20 protein-coding genes are annotated in these 20,804 nt (G+C 54.2%); 10 read left to right on the plus strand and 10 right to left on the minus strand.

The window, feature by feature from the left end; translation table 11 throughout:
- Positions 1 to 35: 35 nt before the first annotated feature.
- Both ACOOFE_RS22285 and ACOOFE_RS22290 read left to right on the plus strand, forming a co-directional pair.
- On the plus strand, positions 36 to 1,706 hold the full coding sequence (locus ACOOFE_RS22285) for an alpha-glucosidase family protein (RefSeq protein WP_420412091.1): 1,671 nt from the start codon (positions 36 to 38) through the stop codon (positions 1,704 to 1,706).
- An 84-nt stretch (positions 1,707 to 1,790) separates the two neighbouring features.
- Positions 1,791 to 2,579 carry a glycosyltransferase family 2 protein gene (locus ACOOFE_RS22290; RefSeq protein ID WP_420412092.1) on the plus strand — a complete coding sequence of 263 codons (789 nt, stop codon included), beginning with the start codon at positions 1,791 to 1,793 and terminating at the stop codon, positions 2,577 to 2,579.
- Between the two features lie 2 nt (positions 2,580 to 2,581).
- Here the strand turns inward: ACOOFE_RS22290 and ACOOFE_RS22295 are convergent, their stop codons facing one another.
- Complete coding sequence (locus tag ACOOFE_RS22295) at positions 2,582 to 3,778, minus strand: HD domain-containing phosphohydrolase (RefSeq protein WP_420412093.1); 1,197 nt, start codon at positions 3,776 to 3,778, stop codon at positions 2,582 to 2,584.
- A gap of 184 nt (positions 3,779 to 3,962) precedes the next feature.
- On the opposite strand from ACOOFE_RS22295, the gene ACOOFE_RS22300 reads away from it, so the two are divergent.
- Positions 3,963 to 5,189 carry a TIGR03862 family flavoprotein gene (locus tag ACOOFE_RS22300; protein WP_420412094.1) on the plus strand — a complete coding sequence of 409 codons (1,227 nt, stop codon included), beginning with the start codon at positions 3,963 to 3,965 and terminating at the stop codon, positions 5,187 to 5,189.
- The gene (locus ACOOFE_RS22305) at positions 5,186 to 5,644 is read left to right on the plus strand and encodes a YaiI/YqxD family protein (RefSeq protein ID WP_420412095.1); all 459 of its coding nucleotides are present in this window, start codon (positions 5,186 to 5,188) and stop codon (positions 5,642 to 5,644) included. The genes ACOOFE_RS22300 and ACOOFE_RS22305 overlap by 4 nt, the downstream gene beginning before the upstream one ends.
- Before the next feature lie 80 nt (positions 5,645 to 5,724).
- On the opposite strand, the gene ACOOFE_RS22310 is transcribed toward ACOOFE_RS22305, so the two are convergent.
- Positions 5,725 to 6,075 (minus strand): BA14K family protein, encoded by a 351-nt coding sequence (locus tag ACOOFE_RS22310; protein WP_420412096.1) that lies wholly within the window; start codon positions 6,073 to 6,075, stop codon positions 5,725 to 5,727.
- 432 nt (positions 6,076 to 6,507) lie between these two features.
- On the opposite strand from ACOOFE_RS22310, the gene ACOOFE_RS22315 reads away from it, so the two are divergent.
- Positions 6,508 to 6,720 carry a cold-shock protein gene (locus ACOOFE_RS22315; protein WP_141188395.1) on the plus strand — a complete coding sequence of 71 codons (213 nt, stop codon included), beginning with the start codon at positions 6,508 to 6,510 and terminating at the stop codon, positions 6,718 to 6,720.
- 84 nt (positions 6,721 to 6,804) lie between these two features.
- Here ACOOFE_RS22315 and choV read toward each other — a convergent pair whose 3' ends face one another.
- The 3 genes from choV to ACOOFE_RS22330 all read right to left on the minus strand — a co-directional run bounded on the left by choV (position 6,805) and on the right by ACOOFE_RS22330 (position 9,707).
- Positions 6,805 to 7,848: a choline ABC transporter ATP-binding protein gene (gene choV, locus ACOOFE_RS22320; RefSeq protein ID WP_420412097.1), complete on the minus strand. Its 1,044-nt coding sequence runs from the start codon at positions 7,846 to 7,848 to the stop codon at positions 6,805 to 6,807.
- Entirely contained in the window at positions 7,845 to 8,687 is an 843-nt protein-coding gene (gene choW / locus ACOOFE_RS22325) for a choline ABC transporter permease subunit (RefSeq protein ID WP_420412098.1), read from the minus strand. The genes choV and choW overlap by 4 nt, the downstream gene beginning before the upstream one ends.
- A gap of 75 nt (positions 8,688 to 8,762) precedes the next feature.
- Positions 8,763 to 9,707 (minus strand): choline ABC transporter substrate-binding protein, encoded by a 945-nt coding sequence (locus ACOOFE_RS22330; protein ID WP_141188398.1) that lies wholly within the window; start codon positions 9,705 to 9,707, stop codon positions 8,763 to 8,765.
- Between the two features lie 197 nt (positions 9,708 to 9,904).
- Between ACOOFE_RS22330 and betI the strand changes: the two genes are divergently transcribed.
- The 4 genes from betI to ACOOFE_RS22350 all read left to right on the plus strand — a co-directional run bounded on the left by betI (position 9,905) and on the right by ACOOFE_RS22350 (position 15,129).
- Entirely contained in the window at positions 9,905 to 10,507 is a 603-nt protein-coding gene (gene betI / locus ACOOFE_RS22335; RefSeq protein ID WP_141188399.1) for a transcriptional regulator BetI, read from the plus strand.
- A 17-nt stretch (positions 10,508 to 10,524) separates the two neighbouring features.
- Complete coding sequence (gene betA / locus ACOOFE_RS22340; RefSeq protein ID WP_420412099.1) at positions 10,525 to 12,183, plus strand: choline dehydrogenase; 1,659 nt, start codon at positions 10,525 to 10,527, stop codon at positions 12,181 to 12,183.
- Between the two features lie 48 nt (positions 12,184 to 12,231).
- Positions 12,232 to 13,695 (plus strand): betaine-aldehyde dehydrogenase, encoded by a 1,464-nt coding sequence (betB, locus tag ACOOFE_RS22345; protein ID WP_420412100.1) that lies wholly within the window; start codon positions 12,232 to 12,234, stop codon positions 13,693 to 13,695.
- Positions 13,696 to 13,818: 123 nt separating this feature from the next.
- Positions 13,819 to 15,129 carry an adenylate/guanylate cyclase domain-containing protein gene (locus ACOOFE_RS22350; RefSeq protein ID WP_420412101.1) on the plus strand — a complete coding sequence of 437 codons (1,311 nt, stop codon included), beginning with the start codon at positions 13,819 to 13,821 and terminating at the stop codon, positions 15,127 to 15,129.
- A gap of 35 nt (positions 15,130 to 15,164) precedes the next feature.
- On the opposite strand, the gene hemP is transcribed toward ACOOFE_RS22350, so the two are convergent.
- The 4 genes from hemP to ACOOFE_RS22370 form a co-directional block, all read right to left on the minus strand.
- On the minus strand, positions 15,165 to 15,377 hold the full coding sequence (gene hemP / locus ACOOFE_RS22355) for a hemin uptake protein HemP (RefSeq protein ID WP_141188402.1): 213 nt from the start codon (positions 15,375 to 15,377) through the stop codon (positions 15,165 to 15,167).
- Between the two features lie 358 nt (positions 15,378 to 15,735).
- Positions 15,736 to 16,200, minus strand: a complete 465-nt coding sequence (locus tag ACOOFE_RS22360) for an Rrf2 family transcriptional regulator (RefSeq protein ID WP_420415623.1) — start codon at positions 16,198 to 16,200, stop codon at positions 15,736 to 15,738.
- Between the two features lie 128 nt (positions 16,201 to 16,328).
- Positions 16,329 to 17,366: a LacI family DNA-binding transcriptional regulator gene (locus tag ACOOFE_RS22365; protein WP_420412102.1), complete on the minus strand. Its 1,038-nt coding sequence runs from the start codon at positions 17,364 to 17,366 to the stop codon at positions 16,329 to 16,331.
- Between the two features lie 98 nt (positions 17,367 to 17,464).
- Positions 17,465 to 18,643, minus strand: coding sequence for an NAD(P)/FAD-dependent oxidoreductase (locus ACOOFE_RS22370; RefSeq protein ID WP_420412103.1), 1,179 nt, complete (start codon positions 18,641 to 18,643; stop codon positions 17,465 to 17,467).
- A 165-nt stretch (positions 18,644 to 18,808) separates the two neighbouring features.
- Between ACOOFE_RS22370 and ACOOFE_RS22375 the strand changes: the two genes are divergently transcribed.
- Positions 18,809 to 19,444 (plus strand): non-canonical purine NTP pyrophosphatase, encoded by a 636-nt coding sequence (locus ACOOFE_RS22375; protein WP_420415624.1) that lies wholly within the window; start codon positions 18,809 to 18,811, stop codon positions 19,442 to 19,444.
- A gap of 68 nt (positions 19,445 to 19,512) precedes the next feature.
- Here ACOOFE_RS22375 and ACOOFE_RS22380 read toward each other — a convergent pair whose 3' ends face one another.
- Positions 19,513 to 20,718, minus strand: a complete 1,206-nt coding sequence (locus ACOOFE_RS22380) for an ABC transporter substrate-binding protein (RefSeq protein ID WP_141188404.1) — start codon at positions 20,716 to 20,718, stop codon at positions 19,513 to 19,515.
- Between the last annotated feature and the right edge of the window lie 86 nt (positions 20,719 to 20,804).

Genomic DNA, 20,804 nt, shown 5'->3' on the forward strand with positions numbered 1-20,804 from the left:
GATTCCACTCCAAACATGGTTCTATGGAGACGTTCATGTTTGAAAATGCCGAATTGGGCCTGGAGGTTGCTATGCCAGAAAATCAGAAGACCGATCCTGATTGGTGGAAAGGCGCGGTAATTTACCAAGTCTATCCGCGGTCTTTTAATGACACCAATGGTGACGGCATCGGCGACCTAAACGGTGTCACCGAGCGGATGGATTACATCGCCTCGCTGGGTGTCGACGCGATTTGGCTGTCCCCCTTCTTCACTTCCCCTATGAAGGACTTTGGGTACGACATCTCGAATTTCGAAGATGTCGATCCGATGTTCGGAACACTTACCGATTTCGACCGGATGACCACCCTCGCGCATGAGCGCGGATTGAAGATCATCATCGATCTGGTGATCTCCCATACGTCGGACCAGCACCCTTGGTTTAAAGAAAGTCGGTCTTCAAGAGACAATGCTAAGGCGGACTGGTTTGTGTGGGCCGATGCAAAACCCGACGGCACTCCGCCAACAAACTGGTTATCGATCTTTGGTGGCTCCGCTTGGGAATGGGACAGCCGCCGGCGCCAGTACTACATGCACAACTTTCTGACCAGCCAGCCAGATCTAAATTTTCACAATGACGAGGTCCATGAAGCCGTGTTGACGGCAGCCAAGTTTTGGCTCGATCGTGGTGTGGATGGGTTTCGCCTTGATACCGTGAATTTTTACTTTCACGACAAAGACTTGCGGGATAACCCGCCGCTCAGCGCTGAAGAAGCCCCGTCAACAGTCGAGGCGACCAATCCTTATGGTTTCCAGAAGCATATCTACGACAAGAGCCGGCCGGAAAATCTGCTATTTCTAGAAAAACTCAGAGATTTGCTCGACAAATATCCCGGGACGACTTCGGTTGGTGAAATCGGCGCCGATGGCCAAGCCGTGGAACTGACCGCCTCCTATACGGAAGCGGATAAACGTATCCACATGGCTTACAGTTTTGACCTGCTGACACCGGATCATTCAGCTAGTTACATCCGCCAGATTGTGGAAGCCATGAATGCGGGTGTCGGCACCGGTTGGGCCAGCTGGGCTCTGTCCAATCACGATGTCAAACGGGTTGCGACCCGCTGGGGCGCCGGCCTGGATATAGAAAAATACGCGCCGCTCACAGCCGCGCTCTGCGCCAGCCTTCGTGGTACTCCGTGTCTTTATCAAGGTGAAGAACTGGGTCTCACGCAAGCAGATGTGCCGTTTGAAAAGCTACAAGACCCCTATGGCATTCGGTTCTGGCCGGACTATCAAGGCCGCGATGGCTGCCGCACTCCGATGCCCTGGTCCAAAGCGGCACCCAGCGCCGGGTTCTCAGATGCCGAACCGTGGCTTCCTGTTGCAGCTGAGCATCTTGAGCGCGCAGTTCTTGAACAAGACCAGGATGAGGGCTCCGTGTTAAACCGGCTCCGGTCGTTCTACGTCTGGCGGAAAAACAAAGCACCTTTGCTGAAAGGCGACATGAGTTTCATCGATAGCCCAGGAGAAACACTGGCGTTTACCCGCAGCTATCAAGGTCAGACGATCCTGTGTGCATTCAATCTGGGAGATGCGCCTGAAACAATTTCGCTCCCTGAGCTTCGCCTTCAGGACTTAAAGGCGCCAGGTTTCGAAGGATCTCTTGTTGACGCGGAACTCACTTTGAACAGCTTTGACGCCTTCTTTGGCGTTGTGAATTCCTGATTGCCTCTTCAAAACAGGATCCGGCGCAGCTAAAACAGCGCGCCGGGCCATTCCGGCGAGCAAACGCACTGATCCGGAACTCCAATGACACAACGCCTTCCTCTATCGGTATTTATTATTGCCAAGAATGAAGCCGACCGGATCCCATCGGCAATCAAGAGCGTCATTGATTGGGTCGACGAAGTCATTGTCATCGACAGTGGTTCAACAGATGAAACCGTCGCTGTTTCTGAAACATTGGGTGCCAAGGTCATCCACAACGATTGGCCAGGTTATGGTCCGCAAAAGCGGTGTGGCGAAGACCAATGCCGCAATGATTGGCTGCTCAACCTGGATGCGGACGAGGAGATCACTCCGGAACTTGCCGAAGAGATCAAAGCCAAGTTCGCAGACAACAGTTACCAGAGCGCGGATGCCTGGCGGATCATGATCCGCGATGTGTTTGCCCATGAAACCTCCCCGGCACCTTGGGCCTATGGCTATCATCAAATCCGCCTTTATGACCGGCGCAAAGGCCGGTTTTCTGCGTCCACTGTGCATGACACAGTGCGCCCGGCGGACGGCGCAAGACTTTCCAACCTGAATGGCGTCATGGCACACCGGTCCGACCGGTCTCTTGAGTTTCAAGTCGGCAAATACAATCGTTATTCCGATATGCAAGTGGCGGATATGCGCGCGCGTGGCCGCAAACTATCCCGCCTGCGGCTGTTGACCGAATTTCCGGTCAGCTTCTTCAAGGGATACTTTGCCCGCCGGTACTGGAAATATGGCTGGTGGGGTGTGATCCTTGCGATCAACTATGCACATGGCCGCTTCTTACGCATAGCCAAAGCCTATGAAGCTGAACTCTTGGACACACGCGCCAAACACTAAATTCAAGCAGATTTTTCTAATGGGCTGCCTGCAGTTTTGCTTCGCCGTACCCGAAGCGGCTGACGCACACCTGCCGTCTTGTTGAAGTTTTCGAGCCTTCGGATTGTTGTAGGTGTGAGTAGATGGCCGCCGGACAAGACCAATTCGAACGATGTCTCGGTTCGCACATCATCAACCAGAACATCTCCCGGTTTCAGAGACCGTATATGGCATTGAATAAACTTCGATTTTGGATCATGAGGCAGCTCTTTCAGCAAAACCGCTTTGGTTATTTCCAGCAAGCGGGGATCATATTGGCGCCGGTTGATCAACAGTGCCTCAAAAGCAGCTGCATCTGGCCCGTTTTCTGGACTGGCATACCAGAGATCCGTCAGCAGCTTGATGATCCGGGATATCAGCGGAATGTCTTGCCCAATGGGGCCATTTTCGGGAAAACCAGAGCCATCATAGCCACGGCCCGATAGGAACAGATATTCCGAAACACGATTCAATTGCGGGATGTTTTGTAACAGATCCCGTGTCTGCTGCGGTGCTCTTGCAAGAATTTCCCGTTCCTGCTCACCAAGGCTACGCGCCGCCCGGAACTTGGACAAGATCTGCGTTGGCAACATCGCCTCCCCGAGAGGGGACAACATGACCGCCATTTCCAGTTCCCAAGTTTTTTTCAAACCCAACTGTTTTGCTATTTTGAGCGCCTGTTGACGAATGGCGCTGGTTCTTCGGAATGCTTCCGGATGGAACAGCGACAGCATCTCAATCAGCATTTTCACGGAACCGGCAAGTGTACGTTCCAGAATTGCCCGTTCCTTGGCCAGATGGCGATGATGAGAAAGTGCAGCCTCGAACGCTGCCAGGATTTCATTTCGTTGGCACGATTTCTCCAAATACATAAAGGCATGCCCCAAATTCAGGGCTTCTTTGACTGCATTTTTGGAACTTTCACCCGTCAACATGATCCGGGCAGCTTGCGGCGCCAGAGCCTCGCACTCTTTTAAGAAAGCGACGCCGCCGCCCCCTGGAAGATGATAACAAGAGAAAACGATGGCTGTATTCGGATAGTCTTTTAGAAATTGGGTAGCAGTACCTGAGTCAGAAAAACACGTCACGGCGTGATCATCAGAAAACAACTTGGTCAATACGGATTGCACGGATAGATCCGGGTCGGCAACAAGAATTATCTCATTTCCTTTTTCGGCCAAAACAAGATCCTCCCAACTACCGCAGAGGCAAACTAACAGATCAACAAACCCCTTCCCCATCATCTAAGATTTCATAAGTATAATAATAAACCCTTGAGAAACGCGGCCAAACTTCAGCCGGTTTTCGCACCAGGCAAGCAATCCGCAGTGGTATTTGCAAAAGCATTTGGACTATAAGGCCCGGATGCATGATGTACTGATCATAGGCGCTGGTCCTGCCGGGCTTTTTGCTGCTGAACACCTGTCGGCAGCGGGGCTTGGTGTCACGATCATTGATCGGATGCCGTCGCCTGCGCGCAAGTTTTTGATGGCGGGCCGCGGTGGCTTGAACATCACCCACAGCGAGCCGTTGGAGACATTCCTGGGCCGCTACCGCGAAGCTGAGCCCTTCCTGCAGCCGATGATCTCAGTGTTTCCTCCCTCAGCCCTTGTTGAATGGTGCAATGGACTTGGGGAAGAAACGTTTATTGGCACCAGCGGACGTGTTTTTCCAAAAGCGATGAAAGCCTCTCCCCTTCTGCGGGCCTGGCTCCGCCGGTTGGACCAACAGGGTGTCAAGCTCCTTACCCGCAGAACTTTTTGCGGTTTTAACTCTGAGGGTTTGCCCCTCATCCAGGAGGACAATTCAGCACCACACCCCATTCCCGCACGTGCTGTCTTGCTGGCCCTTGGTGGAGCAAGCTGGCCGAAGCTGGGCTCTAACGCCGCATGGGTTCCGTCACTTCGAGAAAACGATATCGAGGTTCACGATTTCCAGCCGTCAAACTGCGGATTCCTAGTTGCTTGGAGCGACTTCATCAAAGACCGCTTCGCCGGACATCCACTGAAACGCATTCGCATTTCCTGCGGAAAGGCTTCCGTTCTTGGGGAAGCTGTTCTTTCAGATAAGGGGCTGGAAGGCAGCGTGATCTATGCACTGTCGGCTGAGATAAGAGATCGTCTAAACCAACAAGAAACAGCCGAAATCGCCATTGATCTCCGGCCGCAATTGTCAATTGCTAAGCTCACAGAAAAACTGAAGCGGCCAAAAGGCAAACAGTCCATATCAACGTTTTTGAAAAAGGCAGTTGGCCTCCGCGCGGCGGAGCTTGCCCTGTTGCGCGAAGCCGGTGCACTGCCAGCTTCTCCGGAAGATTTGGCGCAACGGATCAAGGCTGTCCCGATCCTTTGCCAGGCTCCCTATTCCATTGACCGCGCAATTTCATCTGCCGGCGGTATCGCGTTGACGGAGGTTGATGACAACTTGATGCTGAAGAAACTTCCTGGCGTCTTTGCTGCCGGAGAAATGCTTGACTGGGAGGCCCCCACCGGCGGCTATCTCCTTCAGGCGTGTTTCGCGACTGGGCTCGCTGCGGCAAAAGGAATCCATGCGTATTTGACAACGCAAAACAACGAAAGCCCGTCGCTATGACCGTCCTTTATGTCGATGCAGATGCCTGTCCTGTCAAAGACGAGTGTATTCGGGTTGGTGAACGCCACAAGGTGCAGATCATTTTCGTCTCCAACAGTTGGATGCGGCTTCCTGAAGGAGATCTGATTGAACGGGTCGTAGTGCCGGACGGGCCGGATGAAGCCGACAATTGGATCGCAGAACGGGCAGGCAAAAGCGACGTGGTAATAACAGCCGACGTGCCGCTGGCATCTCGCTGTGTGAATACCGGCGCTCTTGTTCTTTCACCAAACGGCAAACCGTTCCGCGAAGAAGCCATCGGTATGCGGCTCGCCATGCGGGATCTGAATACACATCTGAGGGAAATCGGCGAAATAAGGGAGAGCGGACCAGCTTTCACCAAACAGGACCGGTCGCGGTTTCTCAATCAGCTGGAAACAACCATGCGCGCGGCCAAACGCCAAGCAAGCAGCTGAATGTTTCCAAAATTATAGACCCCACAAAATGACGGTCCATTTTGTGGGGCCGCTGGTGATTGCGCCCAGCTTTTTATGAGTTAACGGCAAAAACGGTAGTTGCCGGAATAAGCGAGATAATACCCAGTGCGCGGATTGAACGAGCGGTATTTTCTGCTGCAGTAATTGTACCAGGCGTTGCTCCAAGGCGCGGGCCGGTAGGTGACGACAGGAGCCGGACGATAGTACCGCGGCGCATAATATGTCCCCGGGGCATAATACCTTGGACCTGACAACGCGGACCCGATGATCGCGCCAGCAGCCAATCCGCCGGCAACACCGGCAGCTACGCCCCAGCCATTACCGGCATGGGCTGTATTCGAACTGGTGGCAACAAGCGTGCCTGCGACAATGGTCAATGCGGCGGTCGTCGTAGCAAGGGTCTTAAACATGGTCTTGTTCCTTCGTGCTCCTGAGGCCAACAGCTCCCGCCCCAGTTCATGAAACAACAGTACCGCTGGCACCGGTTTCACTCTGTGACCGCGATCACAAGGCGTATGTTTTCAAAATTTTGATGTTTTGCGGTCCGCGAGATGCGCTCTTCGGCGCGATTTGGAAGCGGTTCAAGAGAAGCAAAACCGGCGTGTTTGCGATTAAATTGTTTCAACCCTTGTCGGCCGCGCAGGACGCGCTTACATTTGATCGCATCAGTGCAAGTTGCACTGTACGGGACACGACACTAGACCCGGTAAGACTGACTTCGGCAGCTGCTTCATTGCGTGCTGCTCTGAATTGCCAAGCTTTCCGTTTCTTATTGACTTCTCGTTTATCGGCACGGTCTGCCAGAAACGGGACCGTGCGCAAACATACGGAAAGGCTTCTCCATGCGTGAGAATGGCACCATCAAGTTTTTCAACCATGACCGTGGTTTTGGTTTCATCACTCCGGAAAATGGTGGCAAAGACGTTTTCGTTCACGTCACCGCTTTCGAACAGGCCGGTATTGGAACGCCTGTAGAAGGTGCGAAGATTTCGTTCGTCGCAGAAGATGACCGCCGCGGACGCGGCAAACAAGCCGCACAACTCGAGCTTCTCTAAGCTTGTTCGCAGGTTTTGCGCGGCGAAAAGACCTTGCCGCCAATCAGATTTGAAAACGGGGCCCGCCGGCCCCGTTTTTGTTTGTCAGAGCATGCATTCCAGAAGTTCATTTTCGCCGATCACGCCGACAACCGCGCCATCACGCTGAACAACAACCGGCTCTGCGCTTTCTTTCTTCAGCCGCGCCACTTCCCGGATCGGCGTGTCCGCCATACAGGTTACGGCGCTCGCCAAAGACCCGGCGAGGCTTCCAGGCGGCACCATGATGTCCCGGGCACGCAGAACGTTGAGCGGGTTCATATGGCTGACAAAGTCCGCCACATATTCGTTTGCCGGTTTCTTGACGATTTCTTGCGGTGTCCCCAGTTGGATGACCCGCCCGCCTTCCATAATGGCAATGCGGGAACCGATTTTTGCGGCTTCATCCAGATCGTGGCTGACGAAAATGATCGTGCGGTTGAGCTCTTTCTGCAGATCCAGAAGTTCGTCCTGCAACTTGTCGCGAATGAGCGGATCCAAAGCGGAGAACGGTTCATCCATCAACAGGATCGGTGCATCGGTCGCGAAGGCGCGGGCCAGGCCGACACGCTGTTGCATGCCACCGGACAACTCATGGACATATTTCTCGCCCCAGCCTGCCAGACCAACAAGCTTGAGCTGCTCTTCGACCTTCGCCGCCCGGTCCTTGACAGAGACACCGGCCAGCTCCAGGCCAAAACCGACATTCTCGGTGACCGTCCGCCAGGGTAGCAAACCAAACTGCTGAAACACCATGCCAATCCGGCTGCGGCGCAACTGCCGCAAGTCGGTCGCCGAGCAGGTCTCTGGATTAACGTATCGTTGACCGTCGTGAACCTGGACCTCCCCACGGATCACTGGGTTCAGACCGTTAACACCTCGCAGAAGCGTTGACTTGCCGGAACCGGACAGGCCCATCAGAACGATGACCTCCCCTTCGTAGATGTCGAAAGTTGCACCGGCGACGCCAAGGATCTGACCTGTTTCAGTCTGAATCTCTTGGCGGGTCTTGCCTGCATCAATCAACGGCAGGGCAGACTGCGGATCATCACCAAAGACAATGTCCACTTCCTTGAAGGAAACAACCGGCGTGTTCTCTACAGAACTCATGATTTGCCTCCTTCATCCTTGCGGAAGAACCGGTCCAGAACGATGGCGATCAGAACGATACAGACACCAACTTCGAACCCCTGGGCGATGTTAACAGTGTTCAACGCTCTAAGCGTTGGAACCCCTAGACCATCGGCACCCACGAGAGCTGCAATCACCACCATCGACAACGACAACATGATTGTCTGTGTCAATCCGGCCATGATCTGAGGCAGAGCGTAGGGCAGCTCGATTTTCCAGAGCAACTGCGACTTGGTTGCACCAAAGGCCTCACCGGCCTCCAAAAGAGCCGTCGGTGTTGAGGAGACCCCTAGCTGGGTGAGCCGGATCGGAGCGGGAATGGCAAAGATCACCGTGGCGATGAGACCTGGAACCATACCAAGCCCAAACAGGATCAAGGCTGGGATCAGATACACAAACGTTGGGATCGTCTGCATGAGATCAAGCACCGGCCGCAGACCTGCAAAAAAGCGCGGATGATGTGCCCCATAAACTCCGATGGGAATACCAACCGCCATACAAACAACAGACGCGGCAATAACCAGCGCCAGGGTTTCAGTGGTTTCTTCCCAATAGCCCTGATTAATAATCAAAAGCAGGGCAATGGCGATGAAGGCTGCCAGAGACGTCTTCCGATGCACGGCGTAACCGGCAGCGGTCGCCAACGCTACGATGACGAGCGGATGCGGCGCTTGCAGCAGCCAAAGGATCCCATCGATGAGCGTCTCCAGAAACAAGGAGATCCCGTCAAATACCCAATAGGCATTGTCGGTCAGCCAATCAACCATGGACCGTGCCCATGGACCAATTGGCAATTTATAATCTGTCAGCCAGTTCAACCTGACTCTCCGATATTAGATGCTGGAAATGAAAAGGCGCCGGATCGGTTGATCCGGCGCCATATCATTGGATCCTTAGAGACCCAGGGAGCCCTTGACTGCAGCGATGGATTCGCCGCCATCGAAGGTGGTCACACCATCAAGCCATGCTTCAAATGTCGCCGGATGCGCTTTGAGCCATGCCTTGGCAGCTTTCTGCGGGTCTTCACCATCGTTCAGGATCGCGCCCATGATCTCGTTTTCCATAGCAAGGGAGAACTCGAGATTGTTGAGCAGCTTACCAACATTTGCACATTCGCTGGTGTAGCCGGCACGTACGTTGGTGTAGACAGTCGCACCACCGTAGTTTGGACCGAAGATTTCATCACCACCGTTCAGGTACGCCATTTCGAAGTTGGCGTTCATCGGATGCGGTTCCCAACCCAGGAACACGATGTCCTTGTCACGTTTGGTTGCACGGGCAACCTGGGCCAGCATGCCTTGCTCAGAGGATTCTACGACTTCAAAGCCTTTCAGGCCAAAAAGATCCTCATCAATCATTCCAATGATCAGACGGTTGCCATCATTGCCAGCTTCGATGCCGTAAATCTTACCGTCCAGTTCGTCCTTAAACTTGGCAATATCCTGGAAGCTCTGCAGACCTTTGTCATAGGTGGATTTTGGCACGGCCAATGTGTATTTGGCGCCTTCGAGATTTGCACGGACGGTTTCAACGGATCCGTCTTCACGGTACGCCTTGATATCGCCCTCCATGGTCGGCATCCAATTGCCGAGGAAGATGTCGATATCCTTGTTCTTCAGTGATGCATAGGTCACCGGAACGGACAGAATTTTGATATCTGTGTCGTATCCGAGCGCATCCAGAACAACAGTGGTCGCAGCAGTCGTTGCAGTGATATCGGTCCAGCCAACATCGGAGAAGGTAACTGTTTTGCAGCTGTCCGGCTCACCCGCCAGGGCCGTTCCGGAGAGCATCATTCCGAGAACGAGACCGCCCACGATTTTTGCTGTTGTTTTCATTTCTAGTGTTCCCCTTGTAAAAGTGAATTCGTTCTCGGCCGCTTGATTTTTGTTCTCAAGTTCCAGCTTTTCAATCTGCCTTAACCCTCTTAGCAGCCGTTATGTTCGAAATGGAAACACTCTAGAGATAATTTTGCAAGTTTTCATTGATTGATTGATCAATTAAAAATAGGAATTAGGAAATTTTGGAGATCAAAATGCCTAAAGTCGGGATGGAAGAAGAGCGCCGCCGAAGCCTTATCAATGCAACCGTGGATGCAATCCACGAGCGCGGCTACAGCGATGTGACAATGGCTCAAATCGCCAAACGCGCAGGTGTGTCCGGCGGCCTAGTTCATCACTATTTTGGCTCTAAAGATCAATTACTTGCAGCGACAATGCGACATTTGTTGACCGAACTAAACCGGGAGATCCGGTCCGGTCTTGCAGCGGCAACCACGCCCCGCGCACGCATCTCCGCCATCATCGCAGGTAACTTCGCTGTCGATCAATTTCAACCTGCGGTCATTGCTGCCTGGCTGGCTTTTTATGTCCAGTCCCGGACCACAATGAGCAACCGGCGGCTTCTAAAAATATATGCGGCACGGCTTGCATCCAACCTGACTTACAATCTACGGGCGTTTTTACCACAAGAAGAAGCACGCCGCTTGGCTGAAGGAACGGCCTCAATGATTGACGGCGTCTGGATCCGCCAGGCCCTCAGCGACAGCAAAACCGACCGCCAGGCCGCCATTGCCATGGTCGAAGACTACGTCGAAACACAGATCGCGGCCTTGTCCGCACAGCGCCCGTCACACTGACGGGCCCGGAGTAACTCATGACGAACCAGTTTGACTTCATCATCGTTGGGGCTGGATCAGCCGGTTGCGCAATCGCCAGCCGCCTCTCGGAAGACCAGCAGAACCGCGTTCTGGTTCTGGAATTCGGTGGCACGGACGTTGGACCATTCATCCAGATGCCTGCCGCGCTTTCTTATCCGATGAACATGCCGCTCTATGACTGGGGTTATGAAACCGAACCGGAGCCGCATCTTAATGGCAGGCGCCTGGCCACTCCGCGCGGCAAGGTCGTTGGCGGCTCGTCTTCCATCAACGGCATGGTTTATGTGCGTGGTCATGCCTGTGACTTCGACACTTGGGAAGAGATGGGCGCCAGCGGTTGGGGTTACCGGCACGTCCTTCCGTATTACAAGCGGATGGAAACCAGTCAAGGCGGCCAAGATGGCTGGCGCGGCACAGATGGCCCGATGCACATCCAGCGCGGCACCAAATGGAATCCCTTATTCGAAGCCTTCAAAGATGCCGGCCAACAGGCAGGCTATGGCGTCACCAGCGATTACAATGGCGAACGTCAGGAAGGCTTCGCCGACATGGAAATGACTGTCTTCAACGGACGGCGCTGGTCCGCAGCCAATGCTTATTTGAAGCCAGCTCTCAAACGCGGCAATCTTGACCTGATCAAGGGCGCACTTGTGCGCAAGGTCATCATAGAGAACGGCCGCGCGACCGGTGTCGAGTTTGAAGTCGGCGGCGAAATCCAGACTGCGTATGCGGCCCGCGAAGTCGTGTTGTCCGCCTCGGCAATCAACTCTCCGAAAATCCTGATGCAGTCGGGCATTGGACCGGCAGACCACCTTTCTGAGCTAGGGATTGATGTTGTCGCAGATCGTCCTGGTGTCGGCGCCAATCTTCAAGATCATTTGGAACTGTATCTGCAGCAGGCCTGTACACAGCCCATCACGCTCTACAAGCACTGGAACCTGATTTCCAAAGCGGTCATCGGCGCGCAGTGGCTGTTCTTCAAAAAAGGTCTCGGCGCGTCCAACCAGTTTGAAAGCTGCGCCTTTATCCGCTCCAAGGCAGGCGTAAAGTACCCGGACATTCAGTATCACTTCTTACCGTTTGCCGTTCGCTACGATGGCAAAGCGGCCGCCGAAGGCCACGGCTTCCAGGCGCATGTCGGGCCTATGCGTTCCAAATCGCGTGGCCATGTCCGCCTGACATCCAGTGATCCGCGCTCCAAACCGTCAATCCTCTTCAACTACATGTCCCATGAGGACGATTGGGAAGATTTCCGCACCTGCATCCGCCTCACCCGGGAAATCTTCGGTCAGGATGCATTTACGCCGTACCGTGGCAAGGAAATCCAGCCGGGTGACAACGTCCAAACCGATGACGAGCTCAACGCCTTCATCATGGAGCATGTCGAAAGCGCCTATCATCCGAGCTGCACCTGTAAGATGGGCGCCAAGGATGATCCGATGGCAGTTGTCGATCCGGAGTGTAAAGTGATCGGAGTGGAAGGGTTGCGGGTCGCCGACAGCTCCATCTTCCCGCAGATTACAAACGGAAATCTCAATGGTCCGTCTCTGATGGTCGGCGAAAAAGCGTCCGATCATATCCTTGGCAAAACGCCACTGCCGGCGTCCAACCAGGAACCTTGGATCAATCCGGCTTGGGAAACCAGCCAGCGCTAATTTTCATCCGGCAGCAGCCGGCAAAAACACGACAAGCAGGAGCCTCTCATGCGCGCGCAACCGCAAGCCTCCCACTATATTGGCGGCGCCTATTCTGAAAGCCAAAGCGGCACTCCGTTTGAGTCGGTTTATCCGGCAACAGGCGAAGTGATTGCCAAGATCCACCCGGCCGATGATGCAATTATCGAAGCTGCTATCTCAGCCGCCAAAGAGGGCCAAAAGGCCTGGGCCGCAACTGCGCCTGTAGAACGGGGCCGGGTCCTGCGCCGGGCTGCCGAAATTCTGCGCGAGAAAAACCACGAACTCTCGGTTCTTGAGACGCTCGACACCGGCAAGCCGCTTCAGGAAACATTGATCGCGGACGCCGCTTCCGGCGCGGATTGCCTGGAGTTTTATGGCGGCTTGGCAGCAACCCTGACCGGCGAACACATCGATCTTGGCGGCTCATTTGCGTACACCAAGCGCGAACCGCTTGGGATCTGTTTCGGCATTGGCGCCTGGAACTACCCAATCCAGATAGCCTGCTGGAAGGCTGCACCGGCGCTTGTCTGCGGCAACGCGATGATTTTCAAACCGTCGGAAGTCACCCCACTCAGCGCTTTGAAACTGGCGGAGGCCTTGACGGAAGCGGGCCTTCCGGCCGGTGTCTTCAATGTCATTCAAGGCTTTGGCGATGTTGGCGCCAAAATGGTTGCGCACCCTGACATTGCCAAGGTTTCATTGACCGGCTCTGTGCCGACCGGCGCTAAGGTCGCCGCCCTTGCAGGTGAACATCTGAAAAAGACGACTTTGGAGCTTGGTGGAAAATCTCCGCTGATCATCTTTGATGATGCGGATATCGAAAACGCAATTTCCGCAGCGATCAATGCGAATTTCTATTCCACTGGCCAGATCTGCTCCAATGGCACGCGTGTTTTTGTACACACCGCCATCAAAGAACAATTCCTGAAGCGGCTTGCAGAACGCACAGCCGATGCGGTTCTCGGCGACCCGCTGGATGAAGCAACCAGCATCGGACCACTCGTCTCCAAGCCGCAGCTCGACAAGGTTCTGTCCTATATGCAGATCGGACAGGATGAAGGCGCCCGGCTAGTTTGCGGCGGCGGCGCAGCCATTGTCGACAACCTGCCGGATGGCTATTTCGTTCAGCCGACCGTTTTTGCCGACGTCAAGGACGAGATGCGTATCGCTCAGGAAGAGATCTTCGGGCCTGTGCTGAGTGTTCTCGATTTTGAGGATGAAGACGATGTTATCGCCCGCGCCAATGACACCGACTTCGGCCTGGCCGCAGGTGTCTTTACAAAGGACATTCAACGCGCTCACCGGGTGATCGATCAGCTGCAGGCGGGTACTTGCTGGATCAACACCTACAACCTGACGCCGATCGAAATGCCGTTTGGCGGGTACAAGAAGTCTGGTATGGGCCGAGAAAACGGTCATGCCGGGATTGAGTACTACAGTCAGATAAAGAGCATCTACGTGGAAATGGGCGGTGTTGAAGCCGCCTTCTGATCGCTGAAAACAATCTCAGTTCCAGGCTCCCCGGATTATCCAATCCGGGGAGCTTTTTTATTGAAGGCATCGTTCAATCAATTCATCGATTGATCTTTCAGCAAAGACGCCCAGATTAGGGTCATGACCTTAAAAACCGAACGGATCCATATGACCCGTCAACCGCTTGATCCCTCCCCGAGAACTTACGCTGCAAATGTGCAACTGCTGGCCCGCTCACAGCGCGGTCCAGCTTGTGCACCTGATGCTCAGACCCTGGAAGACGTCAAAAACTGGCTGCTCAACGATGCCACAGAGATTGACGACGTCATGCTGATGTTCGAGGAATTCATGTGGCGGTGCCAGGCGGCCCATTTGGACATTGACCGGTCGACACTTCATATCGGGACGTTGCACCCGCGTGTGATCGGTTTTTCTTGGTTCTGGAGTGCACAAGACAGTTTTTGCGATGAACTGGCCGCTGATGCCAACGCGCTTCAGCACGAAGCCTTCACGAAAAATCCCCTCTACAAGGTCATGGCCGAGGGCGAGTTTGTCAAAGTTGACCTGGAAACTAAAGAAGGCCTCAACGCCTTCCCGATCATGCGGGACCTCGCCGAGCAAGGATATACGAATTACGTTGCCATACCGCTGAGCGCCTCAGGCACCATGAACAATGCCATGACGCTGGCGACCACTCGAAAAGGCGGCATATCACCAGAGCAGAAAGAAGAAATCCGATCTTTGATCGAGCTGTTCGCCCTGCATGTAGAACGCCACATCGTAAAACGGATCGCCCGGAACGTTGCTGATACCTATCTCGGCCCGATCGCCGGTCAACGTGTGCTTGACGGCGAAATCAAACGCGGCGACGGCGAGGCTATTGATGCCGTTGTCTTCATGAGCGATATGCGCGGCTTCACCGGTCTTGCTGACCGATTAAGCGGAGCAGAAGTCACGGCCATCCTCAACGCCTATTTTGACCGGGTCTCAACGGCTGTTCTGAACCACGGAGGCGACATCTTAAAATTTATGGGCGACGGTGTCCTGGCTGTGTTTGATCAAAAGACACTTGGCCGGCAAGCTGCAGCGGATGCCGCGGTGAATGCTGCCCGTGCAGTCCTGTCGTCCATTGACGAGTTAAATGATGCTCCTTCCGATACTCTGCCTGATCCAGCTCTTTGGCACCCACTTAAGATCGGCATCGGATTGCATATGGGTGAAGTATTTTTTGGCAACGTTGGGGGAGAAGAACGCCTTGATTTCACGGTGATTGGCCGTGCAGTTAATGAGACCAGCCGGGTGGAGGCGCTTTGCAAGCCGCTCGGCCAGACATTGCTGCTGACCGAGCCAGTCCGTTCTGCTTTGCCGGACGGCTTGAAGTCCGGCCTGGATCCTATGGGAGACCATGTCTTGCGCGGAGTTGGCAATCCGGTTGCCATTTTTTCCGCGTAATCATCTCCGTCAGGCGCGAAATAGGAACAGCCAGTTTATTTGGTCAGAATCAATTTGCCCTGTTTTGTGATCGACAGCCGGTAGGTGTCGTCGTTGTGCAGGATGTGAATCTCCCGCGTCCCGCTGAACAAATCGTCCGATTTGAGCTCGGGTTTTCCGGCAACTGATGGGGCCTTGAAGTATGCTGGGCGTGCATTGGATACAGTGAGAGACAGTCGTTGCTTACGGCTGTTCGTCGAAGGTGTCATGGCTTCAATCCATCTCTTGATATACGGGGTTTCCCCAAGGCGGAGAACAAGCTAACGGCTTGTTCTATAGAATGTTTCTAAGGTGAGTAATTTGCTCAACTTTATACTTGACACTCATACTCATGTTTTTCTATTAAAGCAATGCCTGATCGGAAAGGAACTGGAAATCGCGTCCTCTGGTTCTTGGAAGACAGGCCCCTTGTTTCGGCAAGGTGCCAAATGCCGGCAAGCCAACCGCCCTCTCCTCTCCCTCAGCGGTCAGCCAGCTCGGCCTTTGTTCGATTGGCAAATCCCAAAGAACAAACAAATAAAGCCGCCCAATGGGCGGCTTTATTTGTTTCAGATCCGGTTTTTCAGATCAGGCGTTGGCAGCAACCGGTTGTTCACCCGGGTCAATATTGAGCAGCGTGCGCATACCAAACCGGTCTTCAGACAAATCTGCGATAGACCTACCATCCAGGACTTCCATGAAAGCTTCCAAAGCCTCATGCAGCAATCCGTTGAACCCACAGGACATGATCAAGGGACAGTCTTTGCTTCCTGAATCAAAACACTCAGCCAGCAAGAAACTGCCTTCAGCGGCACGTACCACTTCCCCAACCGAGATCTGATCGGCTGGGCGCGCCAGCATGACACCGCCGTTGCGGCCTCTGATAGTTTTGATCAGATTGGCATCGACCAAAACCTTCATGATCTTGAAAAGATGGGTTTCAGACATCTCGAAGCTGGCTGCGATTTCCGCAACCCGGCTCGGCTTGTCTGGATTGACCGCGCAATACATCAGGGCGCGGACAGCATAATTGGTCTGTTGAGTTAAGCGCATGGCATAGATATGCGGGTGCGGGCTAAAAAGGTCAATCATAAATTTGGAGTATTTTGACCAAGTTTTGCGGCAACCATATCCGAAAATCTATGTTCGGCCTCAATCAATCATCCCTGAATTGCCGAGTCTCACGCCTCTGCCGGCAGATTATCTTTCAGGAAGATATCGATACCGATGCGCTCTTGATCATCAATTATTGGCACTCCATCACAAAGCGCTTTCAAGATTCGAATGGCGCTGCGGATTTCATGTCCAGGATCCTGCGCAATGACAGCATCCATGATTTCAGATTGAAGTGCCTGCCGGGTGTAGGGGGTCAATTCGTGGCCGACAAAAACGATATCCTTTGCGCGTCCACTTTCCGTCAGCGCCGAAATCGCCCCCCGGTTGCCCGCCCCGATGTTGTAAACGCCAGCCAAATCCGGATGCTCGGCCAGCAATTTGCGGATCAGATCTTCATTCCGTCCATTGTCGTCCCGGCCCTCGCGGACCTTTAAAAGCTGTAAATGCGGATATTCCGTCTCAATCACTTCGCGCAGGCCTGCAAACCGGTCTGCATGATCGCGCAAGCCGAGCGATCCGGCGATCAAGCCAATCTTGGCCGAATGTTTGGGCAAAAACCGTCCAAGAAGCCGCCCGGCGGTGCGGCCCGCGGCCATATTGTCGATACCGACAAAATGCTGCCGCTCTGAGGCTGGATGATCGGAGACAAGGGTGACTACCGGCACACCTCTGTCCTGCAGCCGGTCAATAGCCGCCCGCACTTCCGGAAAGGCCGGCGCAACCACTGCGACACCATCACAAACCGACTTGTCCAAAACTGCAAGCGTTCCAGTCACACGATGACCGTCGAAGGCATCGATTGGCTCAACATGCACCTGCATGCGGGCGCCGCTCATGGACACCGCATGCGCTTTCGCTTCGCGGGTCAGGTCTTCCATGAAGGCATTCGGACCATTTGGAATGAGGAAGTGCAGCCGGTAAGCGCTTTTTTTGGCAAGACCTGCAGCAAAGACATCTGGCTGATAGTTCAAGCTTTCAACCGCTTGCCGGACCTTTTCGATAGTCGCTTTGCGCACACCTGGCCGTGTGTTCAAAACCCGGTCCACCGTCGCCAGACTGACGCCGGCAGCTTCGGCCACATCATGAATGGTCACACGCTTCAAAACCGCCTCCCTTTGCCGGCACTATACCAGCAAATGAGGCACGGTCATCAAAAAATGCTGCAATGCAGTATTATTAGCTATGTTAGCTCTCGCTGGGGTTAAACGACCTGTCCAGCTGCGTGGCCAGACGACCACGCCCATTGGAAATTAAAGCCGCCGAGATGGCCGGTGACGTCCATCACTTCGCCAATGAAATACAGCCCTGGAACCTTGTTGCTTTCCATCGTCTTGGAAGAGAGTTCCTTGGTGTTGACACCGCCCAGTGTGACCTCCGCCGTCCGGTAGCCTTCGGTACCAACCGGTGTCAGCTGCCAGCGGTTGAGCTGCTCTGCACACCCGCGCAGAACCTTGTCGGAAAGATCCGCCATCCGGCCTTTTAGTTGGAAGGCTTGCGACAGTTCTTCAGCCAAGCGCTTCGGCAAGATCTGAGTTAGGCCCGTTTTCAAGTCCTGTTTTGGCGTGTCCAAACGGGCTTGTTTCAGGACTTCAAAAACATCCGCGCCCGGCGCCAGATTAACAGAGATCGGCTTGCCTTCTTCCCAATAGGAGGAGATCTGTAGGATAGATGGCCCGGACAGGCCACGGTGAGTAAATAACAATCCTTCCCGGAAGGTTGTTTTCTTAAAACTCACTTCCGCATCAACAGAGACGCCCGAGAGCCGTGCACACAGATCCTTGTTGGCATCGGAAAAGGTCAATGGCACCAGCGCAGCACGTGGTGCAATTACGTCGTGGCCAAATTGTTTGGCAAGCTCATAGCCAAATCCAGTTGCGCCCATTTTCGGAATGGACGGACCGCCTGTGGCCACGACCAAAGACGAGGCGCGCAGTGGTCCCTTGGATGTTGCGATCGAGAACTTGTCGTCTGGCTTGCTGACCGCTGTGATCGACGTCTCCAGCTGCAAGGCCCCTCCGGCCGCTTCCAGTTCCGACAGCAACATCTGGATGATGTCTTTCGCCGAAGTGTCGCAAAACAGCTGACCCAGTGTTTTTTCGTGCCAGGCGATGCGATGCTTTTCGACGAGATTGAGAAAATCCTGCTGGGTGTAGCGTTTCAAAGCAGACACGCAGAAGCGTGGATTCTGGGACAAAAAATTTGTTGGTGTGCAGTGAAGGTTGGTGAAATTGCATCGCCCGCCACCGGAAATTCGAATCTTCTCCGCCGGGCGTTTGGCATGGTCGATGACCAAAACTTTGCGGCCGCGTTTGGCTGCTTCAATGCCACACATCAAACCGGCAGCCCCGCCGCCGAACACAACAACATCCTGATCTCGCATACCTGCGCTTATACAAGGATTTTTATCAGAGAACAGGACCTTGCCATCAGAAGACTCGGTGCAGGATGTTTTCTGAGCGACAACCTGGGTCGCAGGGAAATCACTACATCTTTTGGTGTAGAACTTGCTGCCTTCGCTACCAGCCAGGTAAGTTACCAAATGACCATGACTTCTTCAGACATACTCGAGATTTCCGGCCCCTTGGTCCTTGCTTCTCACAATGCGAACAAATTGGCAGCGCTTAAAGAAGCCTTGTTAGAGTGCCCTGTTCAGATCCTCACAGCACGAGAGCTCGGCATAAGAAGCCCGGACGAGACTGGGACAACGGTTTTGGAGAACGCATTAATCAAAGCCCGTGCGGTTGCGGACGAAACCGGACACGCTGCAATCAGCGACGACAGCGGTTTTTGCATTACGGCTCTAGACGATTTGCCTGGCGCGGCGGCTTTAGACTGGGCGGGACCGGATGGAGATCACACCCCAGCCCTAAATCGCATCGGTGACATGCTTCAAGGGAGAGGCATTTCATCCAGTCCTGCACGGTATGTGACAGCGATCGCTGTCGCTTTACCCTGTGGGTCAGCAATCGCCGAAGAAGGAGCTACAGAAGGACAGCTTGTTTGGCCTCCAAGGGGACAAACGGAAGGTTACCTCTCGGTGTTCGCCCTGGACGGAGATGCTCAGACAATTGCTGAAAAGATGGGGGGCGAAGATACCTCTGCTACACATAACATCGAGGCTTATGCACACCGGCGCCCAACAATTGAAAAGCTGATCCGGCGCCTTCACTTTGCAGATTAAAGCCAAAAGAAAACCGGCGGTTCTTCCGATCCGCCGGTCTCAGACAATCTCGCTAAGAAAGCGAAAGATTACTTCATTTCAGAGACAACTTCGAAGCCGTCAGCGCCGACTTCAAACAGGGCGTAAGTGCCCGGAACGTCACCTTTGGCATCGAAGTTATGGTCGCCAGCAGCGCCCTTATAGTCGATGGCTGTCCCAGCTGCGATCAGCTCTTTGGCCTTCTTCCACTCACCCGGACGGATAGCTTCGCCTTCGCCGTTGGAGACTTCCATCAGAGCAGCTGCAACGCCTTCTTTTTTACCGCCAGCTTTTTCAAGAGCCAGGGCCAGAAGGAAAGCCGCATCATAGGACGTGTTTGCGAAGATCGCATCCGGATCGCCACCAACGCCTTTGAAGGCTTCGTTGAACATGTCCAGAGAGTCGGACTTTTCACCAACCGGAGACGAGGACACGAATGTGGCCAGGTTTTCAGCGCCGAGTTCATTGATCACAGCATCAGACTTCATGCCGTCACCGCCAACGAACTTCTCAAAGAAGCCGTTTTCCAGAGCCTGACGCAGGATGGTGAGGCCAGTGCCATCGCCGTAATCGAAGATCACCAGCGTGTCAGCGCCGCCTTTGGCAAGCTCTGCCAGGTTTGAGCGGTAAGAAGCTTTGCCTTCTTCATGGGCTGCGAACTGGGTGATTTCACCGCCAAGCGCATCGACATACTCAGCCTTGAACGCATTTGCGAGGCCTGTGCCGTAGTCGTTGTTAAGGTGCGCAACGGCAACCTTGCCGTAACCCATCTCTTTCATAGTGCGTGCCAGAGCACGGCCCTGATAGTCGTCAGACGGAACAGTCCGGAACACAGTGCCATTGTCTTCCAGATTGGTGATTTCCGGAGACGTGCCAGACGGTGTGATCAAGGTGATACCTGCCGGGATGGTAACGGAGCCAGCGGCTGCCAGAACTGCACCCGAGCAATGCGGACCGACGATGCCGGATACGCTCTCGATGTTCACAGCTTTGGTCGCTGCATCGGTGCCGCCTTGCGGGTTACAGGCACTATCGCCAACAACGCCGACCAGCTTTTCGCCAGAACCGATACCGCCCTGCTCATTGACCTGTTGTACCGCCAGTTGAGCTGCATCGACCATGGCCGGAGCCATCGCAGCGATCGGGCCGGAAATGCCACCGATCAGGCCGATTTTGACGTCGGCTTTTGCCGGAACTGTGGCCAGCGCTGTGGCCGTCATCAGGCCGGCTGCAAGCGTTAGAAGCTTGGTTTTCATAGAAGTACCTCCTCAATTATCCGGTCTTTGCCGGGTCTTTGAATATTTTGAGTAGCACACGCATTCAGCGCATACCACCCCAACGC

This window comes from Roseibium sp. (assembly GCF_965216085.1).
In the GTDB taxonomy this organism is placed as follows: domain Bacteria; phylum Pseudomonadota; class Alphaproteobacteria; order Rhizobiales; family Stappiaceae; genus Roseibium.